The organism is Gordonia amarae NBRC 15530, assembly GCF_000241345.1.
GTDB lineage: Bacteria > Actinomycetota > Actinomycetes > Mycobacteriales > Mycobacteriaceae > Gordonia > Gordonia amarae.
Map to the genome: position 1 here is coordinate 16,634 of NZ_BAED01000018.1, position 21,546 is coordinate 38,179.

The following is a 21,546-nucleotide window of genomic DNA, read 5'->3' on the forward strand; positions in this document are numbered from 1 at the left end:
GAGCCTCGAAACCCGGTGAGACGAACATCGTCGTCTCACGAGGTTTCGAGGCTCGCAAGCTCGCACCTCAACCGGCTGGTGGTACCCGATCTGAGGTGCCGGATGACGACTACTGCGCGGCGGCCAGGGTGCTGTTGAACGTCTCGCTCGGCCGCATCACTGCATCGGTCTTGGCGTTGTCGGGGGCGTAGTAGCCACCCAGATCCACTTCCTGACCCTGCACGGCGGCGAACTCGGCGACGATCGTGTCCTCGTTCGCGGCCAGCGCCTGCGCCAGCGGCGCGAAATGCTTGGCCAGGTCCTCGTCCTCGGTCTGCGCGGCCAGTTCCTGCGCCCAGTACATGGCGAGATAGAACTGGCTGCCGCGGTTGTCGAGCTCACCGGTGTTGCGTGAGGGGCTCTTGTCATTCTCCAGCAGCTTGCCGGTGGCCGCGTCGAGGGTCTTGGCGAGCAGACCGGCCTTGGCGTTGTCGGCCTTGCGGCCGAGGTCCTCCAGGCTGACCGCCAGCGCCAGGAACTCGCCGAGCGAATCCCACCGCAGGTGGTTCTCCTCCACGAGCTGCTTGACGTGCTTGGGTGCCGAACCGCCGGCACCGGTCTCGTAGAGGCCGCCACCGGCCATCAGCGGCACGATCGAGAGCATCTTGGCGCTGGTGCCGAGTTCGAGGATCGGGAACAGGTCGGTGAGGTAGTCACGCAGGATGTTGCCGGTCGCGGCGATGGTGTCCATGCCGCGCACCACCCGCTCCAGCGAGTACCGCATCGCGCGCACCTGCGACATGTGCGAGATGTCCAGGCCCTCGGTGTCGTGATCTTGCAGGTAGGTTTCCACCTTCTTGATCAGCTCGTTCTCATGCGGGCGGTACGGGTCGAGCCAGAACACGACGGGGGTGTCGGAGTTGCGGGCCCGGTTGACGGCCAGCTTCACCCAGTCCCGGATCGGGGCGTCCTTGACCACGCACATCCGGAAGATGTCGCCCTGCTCGACGTTCTGCGACAGGAGGACCTCACCGGTGGCGATGTCAACGATGTTGGCCACACCGTCGGCCTGGATCTCGAAGGTCTTGTCGTGCGAGCCGTACTCCTCGGCCTTCTGCGCCATCAGGCCGACATTGGGCACGGTGCCCATGGTGGTGGGGTCGAACGCGCCGTTGGTCTTACAGAAGTTCACGACCTCCTGATAGATACGCGCGAACGTCGACTCCGGGTTGACCGCCTTGGTGTCCTTGGTACGACCGTCCGCGCCGTACATCTTGCCGCCGGCCCGGATCATCGCCGGCATCGACGCGTCGACGATCACGTCAGAGGGGGAGTGGAAGTTGGAGATACCGCGCGCCGAATCGACCATCGCCAGTTCCGGCCGGTGCTCGTGGCACTCGTGCAGGTCGTCGATGATCTCCTCGCGTTTGGTTGCCGGCAGCGCCTCGATCTTCGAGTACAGGTCGGCCAGACCGTTGTTCACGTTGACGCCGAGCTCATCGAACAGTTCCCCGTGCTTGGCGAAGGCGTCCTTGTAGAAGGTGCGCACGGCGTGACCGAAGACGATCGGGTGCGAGACCCGCATCATGGTGGCCTTGACATGCAGCGAGAACATGACGCCGGTCTTGTAGGCGTCGTCCATCTGTTCCTCGTAGAACTCGATGAGCGCCTTCTTGCTCATGAACATGGAGTCGAAGACGTCGCCCTTGCCCAGGGACACCTTGGGCTTGAGGACGATGGTCTCGCCGGCCTCGGTGACCAGTTCCATCCGCACATCGCAGTCGCGGTCGATGGTCATCGACTTCTCACCGTGGTAGAAGTCGCCGTGGCGCATATGCGCGACGTGCGTACGTGAGGCCATCGACCACTTGCCCATGCTGTGCGGATGCTTACGTGCGTACTCCTTCACCGCGCGCGGTGCGCGCCGATCGGAATTGCCTTCACGCAGAACAGGGTTGACGGCGCTGCCGAGGCACTTGGTGTACCGATCGCGGATTTCGCGTTCGGCATCGGTGCTCGGGTTCTCGGGGAGGTCCGGGATGTCGTAGCCCTTGGCCTTGAGCTCTTTGATGGTGGCCAGCAGCTGCGGCACCGACGCGCTGATGTTGGGCAGCTTGATGATGTTGGTGTCGGGGGACTGGGTCAGTGTGCCGAGTTCGGCGAGGTTGTCGGGCACCTTCTGCTCGTCGGTCAGGTTCTCCGGGAACTCCGCCAGGACGCGCGCCGCAACCGAGATATCACTGGTTTCGATGTTGATCCCAGCTGCACCGGCGAAGGTGCGGATGACCGGGAGGAACGCGTGCGTCGCAAGCATCGGTGCCTCGTCGGTCAGGGTGTAAATGATGGTCGGCTGCTCCACGTGCATGTCCCGCTTTCGTCTCCAGTTGTCCGGTCGGTCACGATCAGTGGCCCGAACCGATTGAGCGTTACCAGTATCACTTGTCGAGGGTGACCGTGCCCAGGCACACCCTGTGGTGAGTGGCCTGGCACACCCTCCTTATGACCTTATCCACCGAAACGCATGCGGGGCGGCTAAACCGGGCCTGTTCGGTGTCGTCTGGATCACGGACGTCCGCCGCGGATTCGGTGGCCTGCCGATACGCTGACCCCATGCGGCAATTCGGGGTTGATCTGCGGACGTGGCTCCATCAGAACAGGCCGGTGTCGGTCACCCAGGCATCGACCGTCCTGGCGCGCCTCGCGGCTGAGCTCGACGCACTCCATGCCCGCGGCGGCCGGCACGGGCCGCTCGATGCGACGTCGGTGCAGATCTCGGACGGCCAGTCGGACACACCCACTGTCCATCTCACCGAGGCACGGCCGGCGGGTGGTGATCCGGCGGGGTCGGGAACCTCGAACGCCGACGATCAGCGGGCGCTCGGCGCGCTGGTCCGCGAGATGTTCACGGGTACCGAGTACGGCCGGATCAGCCAGGTGCGTCCCGAACTCCCGCCGGGTCTCGACGAACTGATCGATCGTGCCCAGTCACCGGATCCGGCCGCCCGTTTCGGCACGTGCGGCGCGTTCGCACACGAAGTGATCACGCTGCTGCATCCGGCCACTCAGACCCACCCGATGCCACAGGTCCCCGGTCCGGGCACCGATCCCGGTGCCCCCGGCGGGGGCATACAGAATCCGTCGGTGACACCTACTCCCAGGACACCGTCTGCTGGGATCCCGTCGCTCCCGGGCCAGTACTCCGGCCCGGCACAGGCATACCCGTCCGGTCCGCTGCCTTCTGGTCCACTGCCTTCTGGTCCGCTGCCTTCCGGACCCATGTCGTCGGGATCCATGTCGTCGGGATCCATGCCCTCCGGACCTTTTGCCGCGCCCGGACCCCTGTCGTCCTCGGTCCCGCAGTACACGCCCGGGCCGCTGCCCCAGTCGGCACCGATGATGTCGGCGGCATCGTCGCAGCCCGGTACCCAGCCGATGTCCGGTCCCCAGTATCTCGGCCAGTCCGGCGGTTTTCAGCAGAGCCCCTATGGGTACGGCACCGGTCCCGGTGAGCCGCCGAAACCACGGAAGTCGAAGACCGCGCTGTGGATATCGCTGGCGGCATTCGTGCTGGCGGTGGTCGTCGTGGCCGCGGTGCTGGTGATCAAACCCTGGGGTGGCGGCTCGGGTACCACCGAATCCACCACGCCGAGCATCACACTGGCCGACGAACCCACCGACTGCACCTACGACGACCAGGCCGTGGCCAACCGCACCGGCGACCTGAAGCAGGGGCAGATCAGCATTCCGGCGGCCTCCCTGCCGACGTCGACAGGCTGGCAGGGCATGCCCACGTTCCAGCCACCGTATTCGACCCGGTCCATCGCCGTCGGGGTATCGAGCCGACCTCAGGGGAACTGGATGGCCGGCATCACGATCGGCGAGATGAACCGGTTGGCGACGGGCAGCCCGGTGACCGTGGCACGGTCGGTGATCGGCTGCCTGCCCAAGAGCAACGGCTACGCCAATGTGGGACCGTCCACACCGGAAATCACCGAGGTCACCGAACGCGACTTCAACGGCGTGCCGGGAGCCATCGTGAAGGCGACCATCCGCACCTCCGGCGCGCCGGCGGGCATCACGGGCGACGATGTGATCGTGCTGATCGTGTCCACCTCGCCCAAGGTGTTCGCGGTCGCGACGGCGGCGATCGGCGATTCGCGGACCTACGCCGAGATCGAGTCGGCGATCAACGCGGTCAAGATCACGCCCACGACGCCCTCCTGATCCGAAATCCCTTCCCGGGGCACCACAATTACGATCACGCATACCTGGTTTGCCGAGGCAAGGGTTACGGGCATACCGTTTTCAAGCATGGCTTCGGTGGTTCAGCGCAAAGTGTGGTCGCAAGGTCGCGAGGGCCTGGTTTTCGCCCTCATCTCGGCGCTGAGCTTCGGGCTGTCCGGCGCGCTCGCCCGGCCGCTGCTGGACTCAGGCTGGAGCAGCGGCACCATCGTGACCATCAGGATCGGTGTCGGCGGCCTCGCGCTGGTTCCCCTGGCGCTGCATGACATGCGCGGTCGGTGGTCGCTGCTGCGCCGGTACGCGGTCACCATCGGGCTGTACGGACTGTTCGGTGTCGTCATCGCCCAGTTCTGCTTCTTCTCGGCGATCCAGACGATCCCTGTGGCCACGGGCATGCTGATCGAACACACCGCACCCGTTGTCGTGTTGCTGTGGCTGTGGATCGCCCACCGGCAACGGCCGAGTCCGCTGCTGGGCACGGGTGTGGTGCTGTGCGCGATCGGACTGCTGTTCGTCCTGGAGATCACCAGCGGCGGCGCCGGACTGGATGTGGCCGGGGTGCTGTGGGCCACGGCGGCGATGATCGGCGCCGTCGGCTACTTCTTCATCTCGGCGAAACCGCACGAGGATCTGCCGCCGTCGGTGTTGTCGGCGGCCGGAATGATCGCCGCGGCAGCGCTTCTGGGTGTCCTGGGGGCGGTGGGCCTGATGCCGTTCGATGTCGGCGACGGTACCGCCCACTTCACCGGGTTCTCAATCCCCGCCTGGCTCGCATTGCTGGGTCTGGCGCTGGTGACCGTGGCGCTGGCCTATCCGACCGGGATCATCGCCGCCCGCATCCTGGGTGCGCGCCTGGCCTCGCTCATCGCGCTCACCGAGGTGATCGCCGCGACGATCTGGGCGGCCGTGCTGCTCAGTGAGGTGCCGTCGGTGATCCAGCTGATCGGCGGTGTGCTGGTCATCGCGGGCGTGGTGTGCGCCAAGCTCGGCGAGCCGGTGACCGCCCCGGACACCGGCATGGTCGGCGGTGGCGTGGTCGTCGGGGCCCCGGACATCGTCGACACATGCTGCGAGGGCGACCGGCCCCGGGATGCGGGCACCGGGGCCGACGATCCCAGCTGCCGGTGACCTCAGGTGGCGGCGTCGCAGACCCGCGTGGCGACCAGTTCGGCGAGCGCCAGACTCGAAGTCAGGCCCGGTGATTCGATGCCGAACAGGTTGATCAGTCCGGGCACGCCGTGCTCGGCGGGGGTGGAGATCCGGAAGTCGGCGGCCGGGGATCCGGGTCCGCCGAGCTTGGGCCTGATCCCGGCATAGTCGGCGACCAGCTCGCGTCCGGCAACGGCGGGCCAGTACCGCTCGATCGCGGCGACGAATTCGCCGGCCCGGTCGCCGTCGACGGCATAGTCGAGATCATCGATCCACTGCACGTCCGGCCCGAAGCGGGCGTTGCCCTCGAGGTCCAGCGTCAGGTGCACCCCGAGACCGCCGTCGACGGGCAGCGGGTACACCAGCCGGGAGCACGGCGCGGGCCCGGTGGCGAGCCGGAAGTAGTTGCCCTTGGCGAGAAACCGTCCGGGGAGGGCGGCGGCGGGCAGGCCCGCGACCGCGCCTGCGACCTCCCAGGACCCCAGACCCGCGGCATTGATCAGCCAGTCGCAGGTCAACGACCCGACACCGGCGACGTCGATCTCCAGGCCGGCGGGCTGCACCCCGGCGCCTCGGCGACGGGCACCGGTGATCCGGCTGCGATAGGCGATCTCGGCACCCGACTCGCTCGCATCGATCAGCAGTGACCGCATCAACGCAGCGGCGTCGATGATGCCCGTCGACGGGGAGAGCAGTCCGGCCACCGCTGTGATCTCGGGTTCGAGTGCGTGCACCTCGTCCGCGTCGAGTTCGCGAAGGTCGGTGACGCCGTTGGTGACTGCCGCATCGGCGAGCACCGCCAGCCTTCCGCGTTGTTCGTCGGTGGTCGCCACGATGAGCTTGCCGATCGCATGATGCGGGACACCTCGATCGGCGCAGTAGCGGTACAGCAGTTGCCGTCCCCGCACACACAGCCGGGCCTTGAGGCTTCCCTCGGGGTAGTAGATCCCGGCGTGGATGACCTCGGAATTGCGGGAGCTGATCCCCGTGCCGAAGGTGTCGGCCGCCTCCAGGATCATCACCTCGCGACCGGCATGGGCCAGCGCCCGGGCGATGGCCAGGCCGACCACCCCGGCGCCCACGATCACACACTCGACCCTGTCGGTCACACCCGTCGCCTCCTCAGGACTCCGGTGACACGACAACGGCCGCCGGTACGGGTACCGGCGGCCGTTGTGCCACGCATCGGTGCGTTCAGGGCTGATCAGGCGGACTGCGCGAGCTGTCCCGGGAACAGCGCCCGATAGGACCGCTTCGGGACGAACGGCTTCCAGTCGTCGAGCGGAGCGGCGAGACGGTCGAGCACGACATGGGCTGCGGCCAGATTCATGCCCAGTCCGCAGTGGCTGCCATAGACCTCGACGTTCTCGCTGCGCGGACCCTCCTCGACAAGGCAGGACTCCCAATGCACGATGCCGTCGCCACGGGAGTACACCGAGGTCATCGGCTGTGTCAGCCCGTCGACGCGAGAGGCGACCCAGGCGTCGAACGCGTAGTCCGGCAGGTGCCTGGACGCGAACAGCTCATACGCCGCCGACGCGCGCGACTGCCCGCGATGCGACATATTGAGAGGGCTGCCGAGGGCGATCACCCGGTCGATCTCCTCCGGCAGCAGCTTGGCCGCCTCGCGGGCCAGCAGGCCACCGAGACTCCAGCCGATGACGCTGATGGGCCGATCCGAACGTGCCGCGAGATCGGCGACACGGCCCTGGATCCCGGCCACGATGCCCCGGGTCGGTCCGACGTTGACCCCGAGCGACCAGCCGTGCGGCTGGTAGCCCGCGTCGCGGAGCACACCGCGCAGCGCGCGGGTGGAACGATCGTCGGCGAGCAGTCCCGGCAGCACCAGGATGTGCCGGCCGTCGCCGCCTCCCGCGTGCTGAAGCGAGAGAAGCCGACGTCCCGAGGCGAAACCGACATACTCGGCCATCGCCCGATGCGGTTCGGTGACATAGCTCAGCCAATGCGGCGGGGTTGCGTCGGTACTCGGGTTCTCAACGGTCATCGTGTGCTCCTAGTGGGGTCAAGGGGTGGTCATTCAGCGGAGGGCTTGTCCGCGCCGTCCTTGCTGGCGCGCTCGATCACCGCGAGGGTGAAGTCCCGCTGAGCCTCCAGCAGGCGCTGCGCGACCTTGAAGTTGGCCTCGACGACCTCTTTCGGGCTGGGCAGGCCGGGGACGGTGCCGGAGAAGTTCTTGGCCAGGTCCGGCATCGCGAAGTTTGCCGGCAGCAGGCCCGCGCCCTTGTCGAGGTTCGACAGCGACTCCTTGGCCTTCTCGACGGCGGCGACCCACTGGTCGGTGAGCTGGGTGGTGACGTCGGTGTAGCTGGACATTGTTGTGTCTCCTAATTGTCGGGTGAATCGAAGGTTCGGTCTGTGGCCTCGGCAGGTGACGACGTCACCCGTCGACCATCGACCGGTACAACTGCGCGAGAGCAGTCCGCTGACTTTCTGTCAGCCGGTTATCACGCCGGATCGCGTCCTCAACCCCGGGCACGGTGTCACCGCACGGCGCCGGCAACCAGCCGGCCATCCGGAACAGCACGTCGGGCTGGAGGTTGAGGCCCTGGGCGAGGTTGGTCAGAACCTGCGCCGAGGGCTGGTACCGCCCCTTCTCGATCTGACTCAGGTATGAGTCCGAGACCTGGGCGATGCGGGCGAGGTGCCGCACCGACAGTCGGGCGATCTCACGCTGGGCCTTGATGTACCGGCCCAGGTCTTCGATCGCCTCTCCGTCGAGGGGATTCGCCATGATGCTCCTCTGTCGCCATCCGTTGATTCACGCCGTGCGGGCCACAATACATGTGACGCAATTCATGGTCCGCATCGACTTGAATCCGCGTTCACTAAGCATACAACGCAAGTGCGTAGTTTGCAACGCACTGAGCGACGCGCGTCACGCAGGCGATGGCGCAAGTCCTACGGAAAGTGCTACCGTTGGGTATTCAGTAAAGCCCTGGCGGTTGTCCCAGCCCAGGCGGAAAGCCTCGGCCGTTACCGCCGTCAGAGTGAAAATCGTTCACAGGCAAGACGATAGGGAGATCCCGAGCGATGACGAAGCTTGACTACATGGCCGTCGATGTCGACAACCACTATTACGAGCCGCTCGACGCGTTCACCCGGCACCTACCCAAGGAATTCCGCACACGCGGCGTCCAGATGGTCCAGAACGGCCGCCGCACCATGGCGGTGATCGGTGAGCAGGTCAATCACTTCATCCCGAACCCGACGTTCGACCCCATCATCGAGCCCGGCTGCCTCGACCTGCTGTTCCGCGGCGAGGTGCCCGAGGGTGTGGACCCGGGCAGCCTGATGAAGCTCGACAGCCTCGCCGACCATCCCGAGTACCAGAGCCGCGACGAGCGGGTGAAGGTCCTGGACAAGCAGAACCTTGAAACCGTGTTCATGCTGCCCACCTTCGCGTGCGGCGTCGAGGAGGCCCTCAAGCACGACATCCCCGCCACCATGGCGTCGCTGCACGCCTTCAACCTGTGGCTCGATGAGGACTGGGGATTCAACCGCCCCGACGGCCGTTTCCTGACCGCGCCGATGATCTCGCTGGCCGACCCCGACGAGGCGGTCAAGGAGGTCGATTTCGTTCTGGCCAGGGGAGCGAAGCTGGTGCTGGTGCGGCCCGCCCCGGTGCCCGGTGTGGTCCGTCCGCGTTCGCTCGGCGACCCGCTGCACGATCCGGTGTGGGCGCGGCTGGCCGAGGCGGGCGTGCCGGTGGGTTTCCATCTCAGCGACAGCGGCTACCTGGCGATCAACGCGATGTGGGGCGGTAAGGGCCGGTTCGAGGGGTTCGGCCGCCGCGATCCGCTCGACAATGTGCTCTCCGACGACCGCGCGATCCACGACACGATGGCCTCGATGATCGTGCACCAGGTGTTCACCCGGCACCCCAAACTCAAGGTCTGCAGCATCGAGAACGGTTCGTACTTCGTGTACCGGCTCATCAAGCGGCTCAAGAAGTCGGCAAACAACGCGCCCTACCACTACAAGGAAGACCCTGTCGAGCAGCTCAAGAACAACGTGTGGATCGCCCCGTACTACGAGGACGACGTGAAGCTGCTGGCCGCCACCATCGGTGTCGACCGGATCATGTTCGGTTCGGACTGGCCGCACGGCGAGGGTCTGGCTGATCCGACGAGCTTCACCGCGGATATCCCGCAGTTCCCCGAGTTCAGCTACGAGGACACCCGCAAGGTCATGCGCGACAACGCTCTCGATCTCGTCGGGCTCAACGTCACGGCCGCCGCCCAGTAGTAGCCGGATCCGCAGTCACGGATGCCCACCCGCTCCCGGCGGGTGGGCATCGTCGTGTCCGGGTGAACGCGACGCCGTCCGTGGCGGGTGTCAGGCGGTGAGGCCCGCCGTCAGCAGCGCGGCCAACTCGCGGTAGGCGTGTGCGTCATCGAGTCCGGTCGCCTCGCGGACCAGACCCTGCTGGATACGGGCCATCGTCACCGCCGCGACGTCGGCGGCGAACGCGGCGTGGACGTCGCGGAACTCACCGGCCCGGACACCGTCGGCGATGAGGTCGGCGACCCGGGCGGCCGCGAACCGGGTGTTCTGTTCGTAGACCTCCCGGGCCGGAGGAAAGCCGTCGAGGTCGGCCATGAACTGCGCCGAGGCCGCGGTCAGCGCGGTGCCGACCGCCGAGACGTACGCGATGATCCGCTGACGCGCACCCGTGGTGCCCGCCACCTGTGCCTCCACATTCTCGGTGGCGCGGCGGAAGTAGTGGATCGTGGCGGCCCGGACCAGTTGTTCCTTGCTGCCGGCGAGGGTGTACAGCGTCGATTTGGAGCACCGGAGCGATGCCGCGATCTCGTCGAGCGTCAGGTGTGCGAATCCCTCGGCGAGAAAGAGTGTCACGAGGCCGTCGAACAGTTCTGTCCGGCGGCGCGTCGCGAACTGTGGCTCGGTCATGGCGAAATCGTACTGGCAAGTCCCTTACAGTACTATATCGCAAACAGTACTGTCAGCGATAATTCAGTACTGTTCAAAGTTCCAGGAGTTTCTGATGACCGTTGACCGCCTCCTGCCCACCGACGAGGCGCGTGACCTCATCGCCCTCACCCGCGATGTGGCCGACAAGGTACTTGCCCCGATCGCGGACGCTCACGAGAAGTCCGAGACCTATCCCGAAGGCGTGTTCGCGACGCTCGGCGAGGCCGGACTGCTGAGTCTGCCGTATCCCGAGGAGTGGGGCGGGGGAGCACAAACCTACGAGGTGTACCTGCAGGTCCTGGAGGAGCTGGCAGCCCGATGGGCCGCGATCGCCGTCGCGGTCAGCGTGCACAGCCTCGCCTGCCATCCGCTGATGTCGTTCGGCACCGAGAAGCAGAAGCAGCGCTGGCTGCCCGACATGCTCGGCGGGTCGACTATCGGCGCCTACAGCCTGTCCGAACCGCAGGCAGGCTCCGACGCTGCGGCGCTGGCGTGCAAGGCCACCGCCTCGGCAGACGGCTCAAGCTACACAGTCAACGGGAGTAAGGCCTGGATCACCCACGGCGGCATCGCCGACTTCTACAACCTGTTCGCCCGCACAGGGGAAGGCTCCAAAGGGATCTCGTGCTTTCTGGTGCCCAGGGACACCGCTGGGCTGAGCTTCGGCAAACCTGAGGAGAAGATGGGTCTGCATGCGGTCCCCACCACCGCCGCGCACTACGACAACGCGGTCGTCGACGCCGGCCGGCGGATCGGTGCCGAGGGGCAGGGGCTGCAGATCGCTTTCAGCGCACTCGATTCCGGTCGCCTGGGTATCGCCGCGGTCGCGGTGGGTATCGCGCAGGCCGCCCTCGATGACGCCGTCGCCTATGCGCAGGAACGAACCGCGTTCGGCCGCAAGATCATCGACCATCAGGGTCTCGGTTTCCTGCTCGCCGACATGGCCGCCGCGGTCGACTCGGCCCGCGCCGCCTACCTCGACGCCGCCCGCCGCCGCGACGCCGGACAGCCGTACTCGCGCAATGCATCCGTCGCCAAACTCGTCGCCACCGACGCCGCGATGAAGGTCACCACCGACGCCGTGCAGGTGTTCGGCGGCTACGGCTACACCCGTGACTTCCGCGTCGAACGCCTCATGCGCGAGGCGAAGATCACCCAGATCTTCGAAGGCACCAACCAGATTCAGCGCCTGGTCATCAGCCGTGCCCTGCAGTCCGGCGCCTAGGCGCCGACATCCGTCCAGCGCCGTCATCCGCCCAGTACAGAAGGAACAATTATGATCATCGACTCGTCGTCCGTCGCCGTCGTCACCGGCGGTGCCTCCGGACTCGGTAATGCCACCGCGCGCGCCCTCCATGAGCGTGGTGCGCAGGTGGTTCTCGTGGACCTGGCGTCGTCGGACGGTGCGGCCGCGGCCGCCGCGATCGGCACCGGCGCCCACTTCGTCGCCGCGGACGTGACCTCGGCCGACGAGGTGGCCGCCGCGATGGACGTCGCCGCGGGCCTGGGTGCGGTGCGTGTGGTGGTCAACTGCGCCGGTGTCGCGACTCCCGGAAAGGTGCTCGGCCGCAAGGGAGTGCTCCCGCTGGACGCGTTCGAGCGGGTGATCCGGATCAACCTGGTCGGTACGTTCAACGTGCTCCGTCTCGGTGCGGAGAAGATGTCGCAGACCGAGCCCGTCGAGGGGGAGCGCGGCGTCATCATCAACACCGCCTCGGTCGCGGCGTTCGACGGCCAGATCGGTCAGGCCGCGTACGGCGCCTCCAAGGGCGGTGTCGCCGCACTGACGTTGCCGGTGGCCCGGGAACTCGCCGGCCACCTGATCCGGGTGGCGACAATCGCACCGGGCATCTTCGAGACACCGATGATGGCGGGCCTGCCGGAGGAGGCACAGCGCTCCCTCGGGCAGCAGGTGCCGCATCCGTCGCGCCTGGGCAAGCCGGCCGAGTACGCGGCGCTGGCCATGCACATCGTCGACAACCCGATGCTCAACGGTGAGACCATCCGGCTCGACGGTGCGATCCGGATGGCGCCCCGCTAGTCGGACGTGTCAGGTGAAGCCGCCCAGCCACAACCCCAGGGCGGCGGCGCCGGTGGCCCCGGCGAGGACGCCGAAGCCGTTGAGTCCACCGGCGAGCAACCTGCGCTGTTGAAGCAGTCGTACCGTCTCGACCGAGGCGGTGGAGAACGTGGTGTAGCCGCCGAGGAATCCGGTGCCGACGACCATCCGCACCGAGTCGGAGACCACCGCGTCGACGGCCAGGCCGGTGATCACGCCGAGCACAAAGGATCCGGTGAGATTCAGGGTGATGGTTCCCCAGGGCAGGTCACTGCGGATCCGGGACCGGATCACCCCGTCCAGGACCAGCCGGCACACCGACCCGGCACCGCCGGCCACGGCGACCACGACGAACAGACCCGGGCTCATCACGCGTGCCTCCGGCCGCCGCGGGGACAGCGGGCACCGACGGCTATCCCGGCCATGGTGACGAGCGCTCCGACAATCACCGTGGCCACACCGTAGGCGAGACCGGCACCGGCCGATCCCGAGGTCAGCAGGTCGGCGGTGTCGGTGGCCAGGGCGCTGTAGGTGGTGAAGCCGCCCATGAATCCGGTGCCCAGCAGCATCCGGAGGATCCGGCGCCGGCCGGTGTCCGGCCCGTACCGCGAGAGGGACTCCAGCAGGACGCCGAGCGCGAACGCGCCGACGATATTGATCGCGAAGACCGCCCACGGGATTCCGCCGTCGGCGGGGAACACCTCGACCAGCGCCTCGCGTGCCGCGACCCCGAAGCAACCCCCGACGAACACCGCGGCGATACAGTCCGGCCGCACATGGGCGGGCCTGGGGCCGGCAGTGGCGGCGGGTGCGTCGTCAGAGTGCATGAGGGTCTCCTACCGTGTGGGCGCACGGACGCGCCAGTCGGGTAGGGACTGTTGCCGGAAGGTCCGGGGTTGGGTACGGCGAGCCCCACCGCCGCGGCACCTGGGTGCCGTTGTCATGCTCTCACATCGGGCGCCGGTTATCTGGCCGGCGTGAACCCTGACACGGCACCCGCCGCGATCATCCGGGCCGTCGCCTCCTTGTCGGCGTCCGCACGCAAAGGCTGCTCGATGCCCCGTGACCATGCCGTCTGCCCGCCGATGATCACCTCGGCGAGGTTCCGCAGCCCACACGCCAGCACATAGGTGGCGACCGGATCCCAGATCGGACCGAGATGCGGTGCGGTGGGGTCGACGACGAGGAAGTCGGCGTACTTGCCCACCTCGAGCGAGCCGACCCGGTCATCGACGCCGATCGAGCGGGCCGAGCCGAGGGTGTGCAGGGTCAGCATGTCCAGCGGCGACAGGATCGTCGCGTCCGAGTGCAGCGCCCGCTGCAGGTAGAGGCCGGTGCGCATGTTCTGGAACGGATCGGACAGGTCGGTGCAGGACTGGTCGTCGACACCCATCCCGACGCGCACGCCGCGCTTCAGCAGTGTGGGTGTGTCACAGATCCCGGAACCGAGGCGGCCGTTGGACATGGGCTGCCACACCACCGACGACCCGGTCTCCACAACCCGCTCGACCATCTTCACGGTGGGGTGGACGAAGTGACCGAAAGCGAAATCGTTTCCCAGACAACCGGATTGGTCATACCAGTCGAACTTGTTCTGCTGGATGTCGAGTTGTTCGGCGGTTTCGACGAAATGGGCCTGGTTGGTGACACCGTGCCGGGTCATCATCTCGTGCTCGCGTTCGGCGGTGACCGCGGCCGACGACCACTGCACCGCCCCGTACACCGACCCGCCGAGGGTGAACCGCGGGTCGACGGTGTCCAGGTGCGCCATCGCCACCCCGAAGGCGTCGAACGAGTCGGCCTCGGGCAGTTGTTCGTCGTCGAGGCGGACACTGGTGACGAACCGGATGCCGGCGTCGGCCATGCCGTCGACCTGCCGGGTGATGAACTCGGGCGAGTGCACCCGCTCGGCCCGCAGGGTGGAGGTCTCGTAGTCGAACACCGACACCACCCGCGACTGGGCGAAGTTGTACACCGAGGTGATGCCGTTGGAGATGTGGTCGAGTGCCCCGGACAGGGTGAGCCAGTACAGGGTTTCGGGTTCGGCGCCGATCATCATCCGGCCGAGCGTCGACACCCAGTCGTACAGCGGGCTGCACGCGGCGGTACCGCGCATGCCGCCGGTGAAGATGTGGCTGTGCGCCGACACGAATCCGGGGCCGACGAAGGCGCCGCCGAGATCGCGGTACGTCGTGGCCTCCGGCAGTGTCGTGCCCTGCCCGATCCCGGTGATGATCCCGTTCTCGTCCACCGACAGCCAGCCCTCGAACCAGTCGTGAACCCCGTCGACGGGCACGATCAGCGCGTTATGGAAGACGGTCTCACTCATCCGGGCACAACCTCCTTGTCGTCGGCCGGTCCGCGACAGCACACAGCCGCGACCCCGGCCACGCCCGATTACGCTATGGATGCGGTGTTTCGGCGACGTTACTGCCGGAGGTTCACCGTGTTTCGTGCGCGAGGTGGTCAGTCGTCCGCGAGCGCCGACAACACCGTCGAACAGTAGTGGTCGATCTTGAGGTCGGCGAGGTCATCGGCCCGGGTGGCCCCGCGATTGACGATGACCACCGGCTTGCCGGTTCGGTGGGCGTGACGGACAAACCGCAGCCCGCTCATGACCGTCAGCGACGACCCGGCCACCAGCAGCGCATCACTGTCATTCACCAGGGAAAATGCTTGGTCCACAACGCTTCTGGAGGCATTCTCGCCGAAGTAGACAATGTCGGGTTTGAGGATGCCACCGCATCTTTCGCAATCGGCGATCAGGAAGTCGCGGGTGTCGGTGAGGGTGGTGTCGGCGTCGGGAGCCACTTCGATCGCCCCCCGAGTGGCCACGCGGGCGGCGAATCCGGGATTGAGCCGCTCGAGCCGGTCGGCCAGCGCCTGCCGGGAGCTCAGGGCCCCGCAGTCCAGGCACCGGACCCTGCGGTAGCAGCCGTGCAGTTCGACAACGCGCCGGGTGCCGGCCTTGGTATGCAGCATGTCGACGTTCTGGGTGATCACCCCGGTCAGCCGATCCTGTCGCTGCAGCCGGGTGAGCGCGTGATGACCGTCGTTGGGGCGGGCGGCGTCCATGTGACGCCAGCCCAGATGGTTGCGGGCCCAGTAGTGGCGGCGGAACTCCGGCGACGACAGGAACATCTCCAGGGTCATCGGGGTCCGGGGTGGGGCACCGGGGCTGCGGTAGTCGGGGATACCCGAGTCGGTCGACATTCCCGCGCCTGTCAGGGCGGTGATCCGGGCCTCACGCAGCAGGGTGCGCAGGCTGTCGATGCGCACCTCGATATCGGCGTCGACGGGGGTGGGTTCGGCGGGTGTCCGGCCGAGCTGCAGGCGCGTGCGCACCCTGCCAGGATAGGCACGGAAACGGGTTACACAAATGTCACCGCGCACCGATTGTCGACAATCCGACAATGTGTCACCATTCGTGCATGACGGTGATCGAACTCGTCGGCAACGCGCCGCACGATCAGGTGGGTATCGGCATGGTGTGCCCGTTTGACATGGCGCTCGACCGTGAGTTGTGGCGGTGGATGCCCGAGTCGGTGTCGCTGTACTTCACCCGGACCGCGTTCATCGACGCACCGGTCGATGTCGAGCTGTGCCGGGAGCTGAACGATCACGACGAGATCGCCCGGGCGGTCCGCAATGTGCTCGGCGTCGGGCCCAGATCATTCGGGTATGCCTGCGCGTCAGGCAGTTTCGTGTACGGCATGAACGGCGCGCGGGCGATCTCGAACGCCATGATCGCCGCCGGGGCCGCCGCGGCGGTCACCACCTCCGAGGCGTTGCTGCGGGCCCTCGACGCTCTCGGCGTGGGTCGTCTGGCGGTGGCCGCCCCATACACGTCGACGCTCACGGGTTTGCTGTGCGATTTCCTGTGCGAGTCGGGCCGGCACGTCGTGCGGCACGCGGGTCTCGAACGCGACCACGAGATCTGGACGATCCCGTACTCGGCGACGTGCGAGCTGATCCGAATGGCCGATCACCCCGACGCCGAGGCCGTGTTCGTGTCCTGCACCAACCTGTGGACCTACGACATCCTGGCGCTGATGGAGGCCGAACTCGGTAAACCGGTGATCTCGGCCAATCAGGTGACCGCCTGGGCCACGCTCGCCGACGCCGGGCTGGTCGCAGAGTCGCTGCCCACGCACGGGGGGTTGTCGCTCCACGGTGGGCAGTCGCTGTTCTGCCGGGCACCGCGCGTGGCCTGACCCTGACGAATCTCCCCGCGGCACCACCCCGTCAGGCGAACAGGGTTCCCAGCGCCGGTTCGGTGACCGCCACACCGGCCAGGCGCAGGCCCTGCCACACGGTCACCTGATTGGCGGCGAGGACCGGTTTGCCCACGGCGCCTTCGAGTTCGGTCAGGCGTGCGATGGTGTGCAGCGCGGTATCGGGGACCAGCACTGCCTGCGCGGCGGGATGGTCGGCCGCCACGATCATCGACGTCACTGTCGCATCGTCCATCAGTCCGGCGGCTCCGGCGGTGGCGATGTCGTTGGCCGTATTGGCCAGGACCTCGATCCCGGCGTCGGAGAGGAAGGTGGTGAATCCGTCGGCGACCGGTGCCGGATAGGTCGCGGCCACGGCCACGCGGGTGACGTCCAGGTCGCGGCAGGCGGCCACGAACGCCAGCGACGTCGACGACACGGGCAGGCCCGTCGCCTCAGTCAGCCGCTGAACCTGCGTGTGCGCGCGCTCCCAGCCGTAGAGGAAGCTCCCCGAGGTGCAGGACCACATCAGCGCGTCGGGGGAGTGCACCGCCGCGCGACGGGCACCGTCGAGCAGCGGGACGTCGGCACCCACCGCCCGCATGGCCTCAACGGTGTGATCGTCGGAGTCGATGTCGGTGATGATCACCGGCAGCCGCGCGGCACCGCCGAGCAGGGACTCGGAACGAGCGAAGTCGTCCTCGGCGGCATGGCCCGGGTACAGCATGGCCACTGTCGGGGTTTCGGTTGTCACTCGCACACCTCCCGCGTAGATTGTCAACAATCTACCAAATAGCTCGTGTGGACCGAGGGAGCCGATGGACTCAGCCGACAGCACCCGATTTCTCTCCGCGACGGCCCTGGCCGCGGCCTACCGGACGGGCGAGTTATCGCCGGTCGACGTCGCGACCGCTCACCTCGATGCGATCGCCGCGCACAACCCCGCCGTCAACGCCTACTGTCTCGTCGACGAGGAGGCTGCGCTCGGCTCGGCCCGGGCCGCGGCCGAACGCCACGCCGCCGGCACCGCCCTCGGACCGCTCGACGGCGTGCCCGTCAGCATCAAGGACCTGTTCCTGACGGCCGGCTGGCCGACGCTGCGCGGTTCCGAACTCATCGACCCATCCGACGACGAGTGGACGGCCGACGCACCGGTCGTGGCCCGGCTGCGGGAGGCGGGTGCGGTGCTGCTCGGCAAGACCACGACCCCCGAATTCGGATGGAAGGGCGTGACGCACGGCCCACGCTGCGGGATCACCCGTAACCCGTGGGATCACGCCCGGACGTCGGGCGGATCGAGCGGAGGTAGCGCCGCGGCGGTCGGCGCGGGGCTGAGCACTCTGTCGGTCGGCACCGACGGCGGTGGGTCGATCCGGATCCCGGCATCGTTCTGCGGCATCGTCGGATTCAAACCCACGTACGGGCGGGTGCCGCTGTATCCGGCGAGCCCGTTCGGCACCCTCGCCCACGCCGGTCCGATGACCCGCACCGTCGCCGACTGCATCACGATGCTCGACGTCCTGTGTGGTTTCGACTCCCGGGACTGGTCGGCCACGCCGACACCGCAACCGGTGTCGGGATCGGCATGGCCGGACGACCTTGCGGGCGTTCGCATCGCCTACAGCCCGGATCTGGGCTTCGGCACCAACAGCACCGACGTCCAGCGGCACACCGACGCCGCCGCCGAGGTGCTCCGTGGCCTGGGGGCCACGGTCGAACCCGTCGACCTGGGCTGGTCGGACCCGGCGTGGGCGTACCACATCCTGTGGTTCAGTGGCGCCGCGAAGGTGTTGCGGCCCTTCGGTTCCAAAGCTCTCGGCAAGATCGATCCGGGCCTGGCGGCGGCGTTGGGCCGCCACCACGGGCACACCGCGGCCGACTACCTCGACGCCACCCAGGTCCGGATGGATCTGGGTGTGGAGATGGGCCGGCTGCACGAGGAGTTCGACGTCCTGCTGACCCCGGCCACACCGACCGTGGCCTTCGAGGCCGGCGTCGACGTGCCCGCCGGATCGGCCGACCCCGACTGGACGTCGTGGACGCCGTACTCCTACCCGTTCAACCTCACCCAGCAACCGGCGATCAGCGTCCCGAGCGGCATCGTGGGCGGGCTGCCGACCGCGGTGCAGTTCGTCGGCGCCCGCCATCACGACGCGACGGTGCTGCGCGTGGCCTCGGCATACGAAGCGGCGCAACCATTCCCGGAGGTAGCCCGATGACAGAGCGATTCATTTCCGTCACCCTGCGTCAGCGGGGGGTGAAGGCCGTCGCCAAACTTCTCGACGACGAGGCGCCCCGCACGGCGGCCGCGGTGTGGGACGCGCTTCCGCTCGGCGACCAGGTGTTCCACGGAAAGTTCGCCCGCAACGAGATCTACACTCTCGTCGCGGCATTCGCCGACACAGAACCGGGACCGGAGAACACCACGATCACCCCGATCCCCGGCGACCTGTGCTATTTCACGTTCGACGGGGTCCTCAACAATCCCGCTTACGGCTACGAGTCGGGTGCGGCCCCGGGTAAGCATCAACTGCTCATCGATCTGGCGGTGTTCTACGGCCGCAACAATCTGCTGGTCAACGGTGATGTCGGCTGGGTGCCGGGCAACGTGTTCGGGACGATCGTCGAGGGACTGCCGGAGTTCGCCGCGGCGTGCAATGACGTGTGGATGGGCGGTGCGCGCGGTGAAGTACTGTCGTACGCGCGAGAATGAGAGGTCACGACGATGACTGCTACCGACGACCGGAGGACCAGCACCCGCGTCAAGACCACAAAGGTGCTCACGCCGCTGGTGCAGGAGTCGACGCCGGCGATCATCGCCCGCCAGTTGCACGAGGCGATCGCGGGTGGTGACTTCCCGCCGGGGTCGCAGCTCACCGAGTCGGGACTGGCCGCCGATCTCGGCGTCAGCAGGGGACCGTTGCGAGAGGCGATGCAACGCCTGACCGCCGAGGGGCTGCTCGTCAGCTACCGCAATCGCGGACTGTTCGTGGTGTCGATGGACGACGACGAGATCCGCGACATGTACGTGGCCCGCACCGCCGTCGAACGCGCCGCGATCGAGCAGATCATCGCCCACGGGCCGGAGTCGGCCGTCGAACCCATGACTGCGGCGGTCGATGCGATGCGCGCCCACATCGACGAGCCGAACAGCGCCGAGATGGCCGAGGCCGACATGGAGTTCCACCGCACGCTGGTCGAACTTGCCGCCAGCACCCGGCTCTCACGTCTACATGAGACGATCCTGGTGGAGACGCGGATGTGCCTGCGCGCCATGCGCGGAACCTACGCGTCCGGAAAGGCCCGCATCGATGAGCATCAGGCGCTGGTCGACGCGATCGCCGACGGTGACGCCGCGCAAGCGGACGCGCTGATGATCGAGCACATGCGCGACGGCCTCGAGCGGCTGATCGGGCCGGGCGAGTCGGCGTCCACCGCCTGACCCGCCCGGCGCCCTCAGCCTGCGGCGCCGCGGATGGGGCGGGCCACATATTTGACGTCGAGGAACTCCTCGATACCGAGTCGTCCGCCTTCACGGCCCAGACCGGACTCCTTCACCCCGCCGAACGGAGCGGCGGGGTTGGAGACCAGGCCGGTGTTGATCCCGACCATCCCCACCTGCAGGGCGTCGGACAGGCGGTCGGCACGGTCGACGTCCTGGGTGTACGCGTAGCCGACCAGGCCCCACGGGGTGTCGTTGGCCAGCGTCAGCACCTCGTCGATTCCGTCGGATTCGGTGCTGCCGAAGGGGGTCAGGGCCGCGACGGGCCCGAAGATCTCCGTCCGCATCAACTCCGAATCGGGGTGCACGTCGGTGAGGACGGTCGGTGGGTAGAAGTGGCCGGGTCCGTCGGGGCGCACTCCGCCGGTCATGACGCGTGCGCCACGGCCGAGCGCGTCATCGACCAGGGTGGTGACCTTGTCGACGGCTGCGGCCTCGACCAGTGGCCCGACCTGGGTGCCGGCGACGCTGCCGTCTCCGACAACCAGGGCCTTCATCTGTTCGGCCAGCTTGCCGGTGAACTCGTCGATGACGTTGCGGTGCACAAAGATCCGGTTGGCGGCGGTGCATGCCTGCCCCATGTTGCGCATCTTGGCCACCATCAGGCCGTCGACGGCGCGGTCGAGGTCGGCGTCGGCGCACACGATGAACGGGGCATTGCCGCCCAGTTCCATGGATGTGCGCATCACCGTCCCCGCCGCCTGCCGGAGCAGGGTCTTGCCGACTTCCGTCGAACCGGTGAAACTGACCTTGCGTGCTGCCCCCGAACTCATCCACTCGCCGACCACCGCGGCAGGATCAGAGGTGGTGACCATGTTCAGGACACCGTCGGGCAGTCCGGCCTCGGCCAGGATCGCGGCCAGCAGCAGCGCGGTGAGCGGGGTCAGTTCGGCCGGCTTGAACACCATGGTGCAACCGGCGGCGATCGCCGGACCGATCTTGCGGGTGCCCATGGCGAGCGGAAAGTTCCACGGGGTGATCAGAATGCACGGTCCCACAGGCTGTTTGGACACCACGATCCGGTTGGCGCCGTCACCGGTGGTGGTGTGGTCGCCGCCGATACGCACCGCTTCCTCGGCGAACCACCGGAAGAACTCCGCACCGTAGGCCACCTCGCCGCGCGCCTCGGCCAGCGGCTTACCCATCTCGGCGGTCATCACCGCCGCGATCTCGTCGGCCCGCTCGACGATCAGATCGTAGGCGCGGTACAGGATCTCGCTGCGTGTGCGGGGTGGCGTCGCGGCCCACCGGGCTTGCTGCCGGGACGCGCTGTCGAGTGCGCGGCGGGCATCATCGATGCCGCCGTCCGCGACGTGGGTCAGCAGTGCGCCGGTGGCCGGGTTGGTGACGGCGAAGGTCGCGCCCGACGCCGCCGGCCCCCAGCGCCCGTCGATGTACAGGCCGGTGTGCAGGGCGGCGATCGCCGCCGGAGCGGGGGAGGTGACGGT

The 21,546-nt window shown here is 67.7% G+C and carries 21 protein-coding genes; 9 read left to right on the forward strand and 12 right to left on the reverse strand.

Annotation, left to right across the window (positions count from 1 at the left end; all coding sequences use genetic code 11):
* Positions 1-109: 109 nt before the first annotated feature.
* On the reverse strand, positions 110-2,344 hold the full coding sequence (locus GOAMR_RS04275) for an NADP-dependent isocitrate dehydrogenase (RefSeq protein WP_005183111.1): 2,235 nt from the start codon (positions 2,342-2,344) through the stop codon (positions 110-112).
* Positions 2,345-2,589: 245 nt separating this feature from the next.
* Here GOAMR_RS04275 and GOAMR_RS25035 point away from each other — a divergent pair, with 245 nt between their 5' ends.
* On the forward strand, positions 2,590-4,203 hold the full coding sequence (locus GOAMR_RS25035) for a serine/threonine-protein kinase (RefSeq protein ID WP_040514361.1): 1,614 nt from the start codon (positions 2,590-2,592) through the stop codon (positions 4,201-4,203).
* An 87-nt stretch (positions 4,204-4,290) separates the two neighbouring features.
* Positions 4,291-5,349 carry an EamA family transporter gene (locus GOAMR_RS04285; protein ID WP_050942587.1) on the forward strand — a complete coding sequence of 353 codons (1,059 nt, stop codon included), beginning with the start codon at positions 4,291-4,293 and terminating at the stop codon, positions 5,347-5,349.
* 2 nt (positions 5,350-5,351) lie between these two features.
* Here the strand turns inward: GOAMR_RS04285 and GOAMR_RS04290 are convergent, their stop codons facing one another.
* From GOAMR_RS04290 to GOAMR_RS04305, 4 genes are all read right to left on the reverse strand, one after another.
* Positions 5,352-6,479 (reverse strand): NAD(P)/FAD-dependent oxidoreductase, encoded by a 1,128-nt coding sequence (locus tag GOAMR_RS04290; RefSeq protein WP_005183120.1) that lies wholly within the window; start codon positions 6,477-6,479, stop codon positions 5,352-5,354.
* A 95-nt stretch (positions 6,480-6,574) separates the two neighbouring features.
* Entirely contained in the window at positions 6,575-7,375 is an 801-nt protein-coding gene (locus tag GOAMR_RS04295; protein WP_005183121.1) for an alpha/beta hydrolase family protein, read from the reverse strand.
* 29 nt (positions 7,376-7,404) lie between these two features.
* Positions 7,405-7,704 carry a hypothetical protein gene (locus GOAMR_RS04300; RefSeq protein WP_005183122.1) on the reverse strand — a complete coding sequence of 100 codons (300 nt, stop codon included), beginning with the start codon at positions 7,702-7,704 and terminating at the stop codon, positions 7,405-7,407.
* Between the two features lie 64 nt (positions 7,705-7,768).
* Positions 7,769-8,122, reverse strand: coding sequence for a helix-turn-helix domain-containing protein (locus GOAMR_RS04305; RefSeq protein WP_005183123.1), 354 nt, complete (start codon positions 8,120-8,122; stop codon positions 7,769-7,771).
* A gap of 299 nt (positions 8,123-8,421) precedes the next feature.
* On the opposite strand from GOAMR_RS04305, the gene GOAMR_RS04310 reads away from it, so the two are divergent.
* Positions 8,422-9,636 carry an amidohydrolase family protein gene (locus tag GOAMR_RS04310; RefSeq protein WP_005183125.1) on the forward strand — a complete coding sequence of 405 codons (1,215 nt, stop codon included), beginning with the start codon at positions 8,422-8,424 and terminating at the stop codon, positions 9,634-9,636.
* A 90-nt stretch (positions 9,637-9,726) separates the two neighbouring features.
* On the opposite strand, the gene GOAMR_RS04315 is transcribed toward GOAMR_RS04310, so the two are convergent.
* Complete coding sequence (locus GOAMR_RS04315) at positions 9,727-10,302, reverse strand: TetR/AcrR family transcriptional regulator (protein ID WP_005183127.1); 576 nt, start codon at positions 10,300-10,302, stop codon at positions 9,727-9,729.
* Between the two features lie 94 nt (positions 10,303-10,396).
* Here GOAMR_RS04315 and GOAMR_RS04320 point away from each other — a divergent pair, with 94 nt between their 5' ends.
* A complete protein-coding gene (locus GOAMR_RS04320) occupies positions 10,397-11,548 on the forward strand; it encodes an acyl-CoA dehydrogenase family protein (RefSeq protein WP_005183129.1) in 1,152 nt (383 codons plus the stop codon).
* 51 nt (positions 11,549-11,599) lie between these two features.
* Positions 11,600-12,364 carry an SDR family NAD(P)-dependent oxidoreductase gene (locus tag GOAMR_RS04325; protein WP_005183131.1) on the forward strand — a complete coding sequence of 255 codons (765 nt, stop codon included), beginning with the start codon at positions 11,600-11,602 and terminating at the stop codon, positions 12,362-12,364.
* A gap of 9 nt (positions 12,365-12,373) precedes the next feature.
* Here GOAMR_RS04325 and crcB read toward each other — a convergent pair whose 3' ends face one another.
* The 4 genes from crcB to GOAMR_RS04345 all read right to left on the reverse strand — a co-directional run bounded on the left by crcB (position 12,374) and on the right by GOAMR_RS04345 (position 15,727).
* On the reverse strand, positions 12,374-12,751 hold the full coding sequence (gene crcB, locus GOAMR_RS04330) for a fluoride efflux transporter CrcB (RefSeq protein ID WP_005183133.1): 378 nt from the start codon (positions 12,749-12,751) through the stop codon (positions 12,374-12,376).
* Positions 12,751-13,209 carry a fluoride efflux transporter FluC gene (locus GOAMR_RS04335; RefSeq protein WP_005183134.1) on the reverse strand — a complete coding sequence of 153 codons (459 nt, stop codon included), beginning with the start codon at positions 13,207-13,209 and terminating at the stop codon, positions 12,751-12,753. Before GOAMR_RS04335 ends, crcB begins: the two co-directional genes overlap by 1 nt.
* A gap of 137 nt (positions 13,210-13,346) precedes the next feature.
* The gene (locus GOAMR_RS04340; protein WP_005183135.1) at positions 13,347-14,711 is read right to left on the reverse strand and encodes an amidohydrolase family protein; all 1,365 of its coding nucleotides are present in this window, start codon (positions 14,709-14,711) and stop codon (positions 13,347-13,349) included.
* A gap of 137 nt (positions 14,712-14,848) precedes the next feature.
* Positions 14,849-15,727 (reverse strand): Sir2 family NAD-dependent protein deacetylase, encoded by an 879-nt coding sequence (locus tag GOAMR_RS04345; protein WP_005183137.1) that lies wholly within the window; start codon positions 15,725-15,727, stop codon positions 14,849-14,851.
* An 86-nt stretch (positions 15,728-15,813) separates the two neighbouring features.
* Between GOAMR_RS04345 and GOAMR_RS04350 the strand changes: the two genes are divergently transcribed.
* Positions 15,814-16,596: a maleate cis-trans isomerase family protein gene (locus GOAMR_RS04350; RefSeq protein WP_005183139.1), complete on the forward strand. Its 783-nt coding sequence runs from the start codon at positions 15,814-15,816 to the stop codon at positions 16,594-16,596.
* Between the two features lie 31 nt (positions 16,597-16,627).
* On the opposite strand, the gene GOAMR_RS04355 is transcribed toward GOAMR_RS04350, so the two are convergent.
* Positions 16,628-17,323: a maleate cis-trans isomerase family protein gene (locus GOAMR_RS04355; protein WP_040514364.1), complete on the reverse strand. Its 696-nt coding sequence runs from the start codon at positions 17,321-17,323 to the stop codon at positions 16,628-16,630.
* A gap of 91 nt (positions 17,324-17,414) precedes the next feature.
* Here GOAMR_RS04355 and GOAMR_RS04360 point away from each other — a divergent pair, with 91 nt between their 5' ends.
* From GOAMR_RS04360 to GOAMR_RS04370, 3 genes are read left to right on the forward strand one after another with little or no spacing between them, the layout of a single operon-like run.
* A complete protein-coding gene (locus tag GOAMR_RS04360) occupies positions 17,415-18,815 on the forward strand; it encodes an amidase (protein WP_005183143.1) in 1,401 nt (466 codons plus the stop codon).
* A complete protein-coding gene (locus GOAMR_RS04365) occupies positions 18,812-19,309 on the forward strand; it encodes a DUF3830 family protein (protein WP_005183145.1) in 498 nt (165 codons plus the stop codon). The genes GOAMR_RS04360 and GOAMR_RS04365 overlap by 4 nt, the downstream gene beginning before the upstream one ends.
* Before the next feature lie 12 nt (positions 19,310-19,321).
* A complete protein-coding gene (locus GOAMR_RS04370; protein WP_005183148.1) occupies positions 19,322-20,038 on the forward strand; it encodes a GntR family transcriptional regulator in 717 nt (238 codons plus the stop codon).
* A gap of 14 nt (positions 20,039-20,052) precedes the next feature.
* Here GOAMR_RS04370 and GOAMR_RS04375 read toward each other — a convergent pair.
* The coding region (locus GOAMR_RS04375; RefSeq protein ID WP_005183150.1) for an NAD-dependent succinate-semialdehyde dehydrogenase at positions 20,053-21,546 on the reverse strand (1,494 nt) is incomplete at its 5' end.

What these genes read in the sequence shown, in the direction of transcription:
- GOAMR_RS04275 (WP_005183111.1), bottom strand. Translation starts at nt 2,344, where the DNA reads ATGCACGTGGAGCAGCCGACCATCATTTACACCCTGACCGACGAGGCA.
- GOAMR_RS25035 (WP_040514361.1), top strand. Translation starts at nt 2,590, where the DNA reads ATGCGGCAATTCGGGGTTGATCTGCGGACGTGGCTCCATCAGAACAGG.
- GOAMR_RS04285 (WP_050942587.1), top strand. Translation starts at nt 4,291, where the DNA reads ATGGCTTCGGTGGTTCAGCGCAAAGTGTGGTCGCAAGGTCGCGAGGGC.
- GOAMR_RS04295 (WP_005183121.1), bottom strand. Translation starts at nt 7,375, where the DNA reads ATGACCGTTGAGAACCCGAGTACCGACGCAACCCCGCCGCATTGGCTG.
- GOAMR_RS04300 (WP_005183122.1), bottom strand. Translation starts at nt 7,704, where the DNA reads ATGTCCAGCTACACCGACGTCACCACCCAGCTCACCGACCAGTGGGTC.
- GOAMR_RS04305 (WP_005183123.1), bottom strand. Translation starts at nt 8,122, where the DNA reads ATGGCGAATCCCCTCGACGGAGAGGCGATCGAAGACCTGGGCCGGTAC.
- GOAMR_RS04310 (WP_005183125.1), top strand. Translation starts at nt 8,422, where the DNA reads ATGACGAAGCTTGACTACATGGCCGTCGATGTCGACAACCACTATTAC.
- GOAMR_RS04315 (WP_005183127.1), bottom strand. Translation starts at nt 10,302, where the DNA reads ATGACCGAGCCACAGTTCGCGACGCGCCGCCGGACAGAACTGTTCGAC.
- GOAMR_RS04320 (WP_005183129.1), top strand. Translation starts at nt 10,397, where the DNA reads ATGACCGTTGACCGCCTCCTGCCCACCGACGAGGCGCGTGACCTCATC.
- GOAMR_RS04325 (WP_005183131.1), top strand. Translation starts at nt 11,600, where the DNA reads ATGATCATCGACTCGTCGTCCGTCGCCGTCGTCACCGGCGGTGCCTCC.
- crcB (WP_005183133.1), bottom strand. Translation starts at nt 12,751, where the DNA reads ATGAGCCCGGGTCTGTTCGTCGTGGTCGCCGTGGCCGGCGGTGCCGGG.
- GOAMR_RS04335 (WP_005183134.1), bottom strand. Translation starts at nt 13,209, where the DNA reads ATGCACTCTGACGACGCACCCGCCGCCACTGCCGGCCCCAGGCCCGCC.
- GOAMR_RS04340 (WP_005183135.1), bottom strand. Translation starts at nt 14,711, where the DNA reads ATGAGTGAGACCGTCTTCCATAACGCGCTGATCGTGCCCGTCGACGGG.
- GOAMR_RS04350 (WP_005183139.1), top strand. Translation starts at nt 15,814, where the DNA reads ATGACGGTGATCGAACTCGTCGGCAACGCGCCGCACGATCAGGTGGGT.
- GOAMR_RS04355 (WP_040514364.1), bottom strand. Translation starts at nt 17,323, where the DNA reads ATGCTGTACCCGGGCCATGCCGCCGAGGACGACTTCGCTCGTTCCGAG.
- GOAMR_RS04360 (WP_005183143.1), top strand. Translation starts at nt 17,415, where the DNA reads ATGGACTCAGCCGACAGCACCCGATTTCTCTCCGCGACGGCCCTGGCC.
- GOAMR_RS04365 (WP_005183145.1), top strand. Translation starts at nt 18,812, where the DNA reads ATGACAGAGCGATTCATTTCCGTCACCCTGCGTCAGCGGGGGGTGAAG.
- GOAMR_RS04370 (WP_005183148.1), top strand. Translation starts at nt 19,322, where the DNA reads ATGACTGCTACCGACGACCGGAGGACCAGCACCCGCGTCAAGACCACA.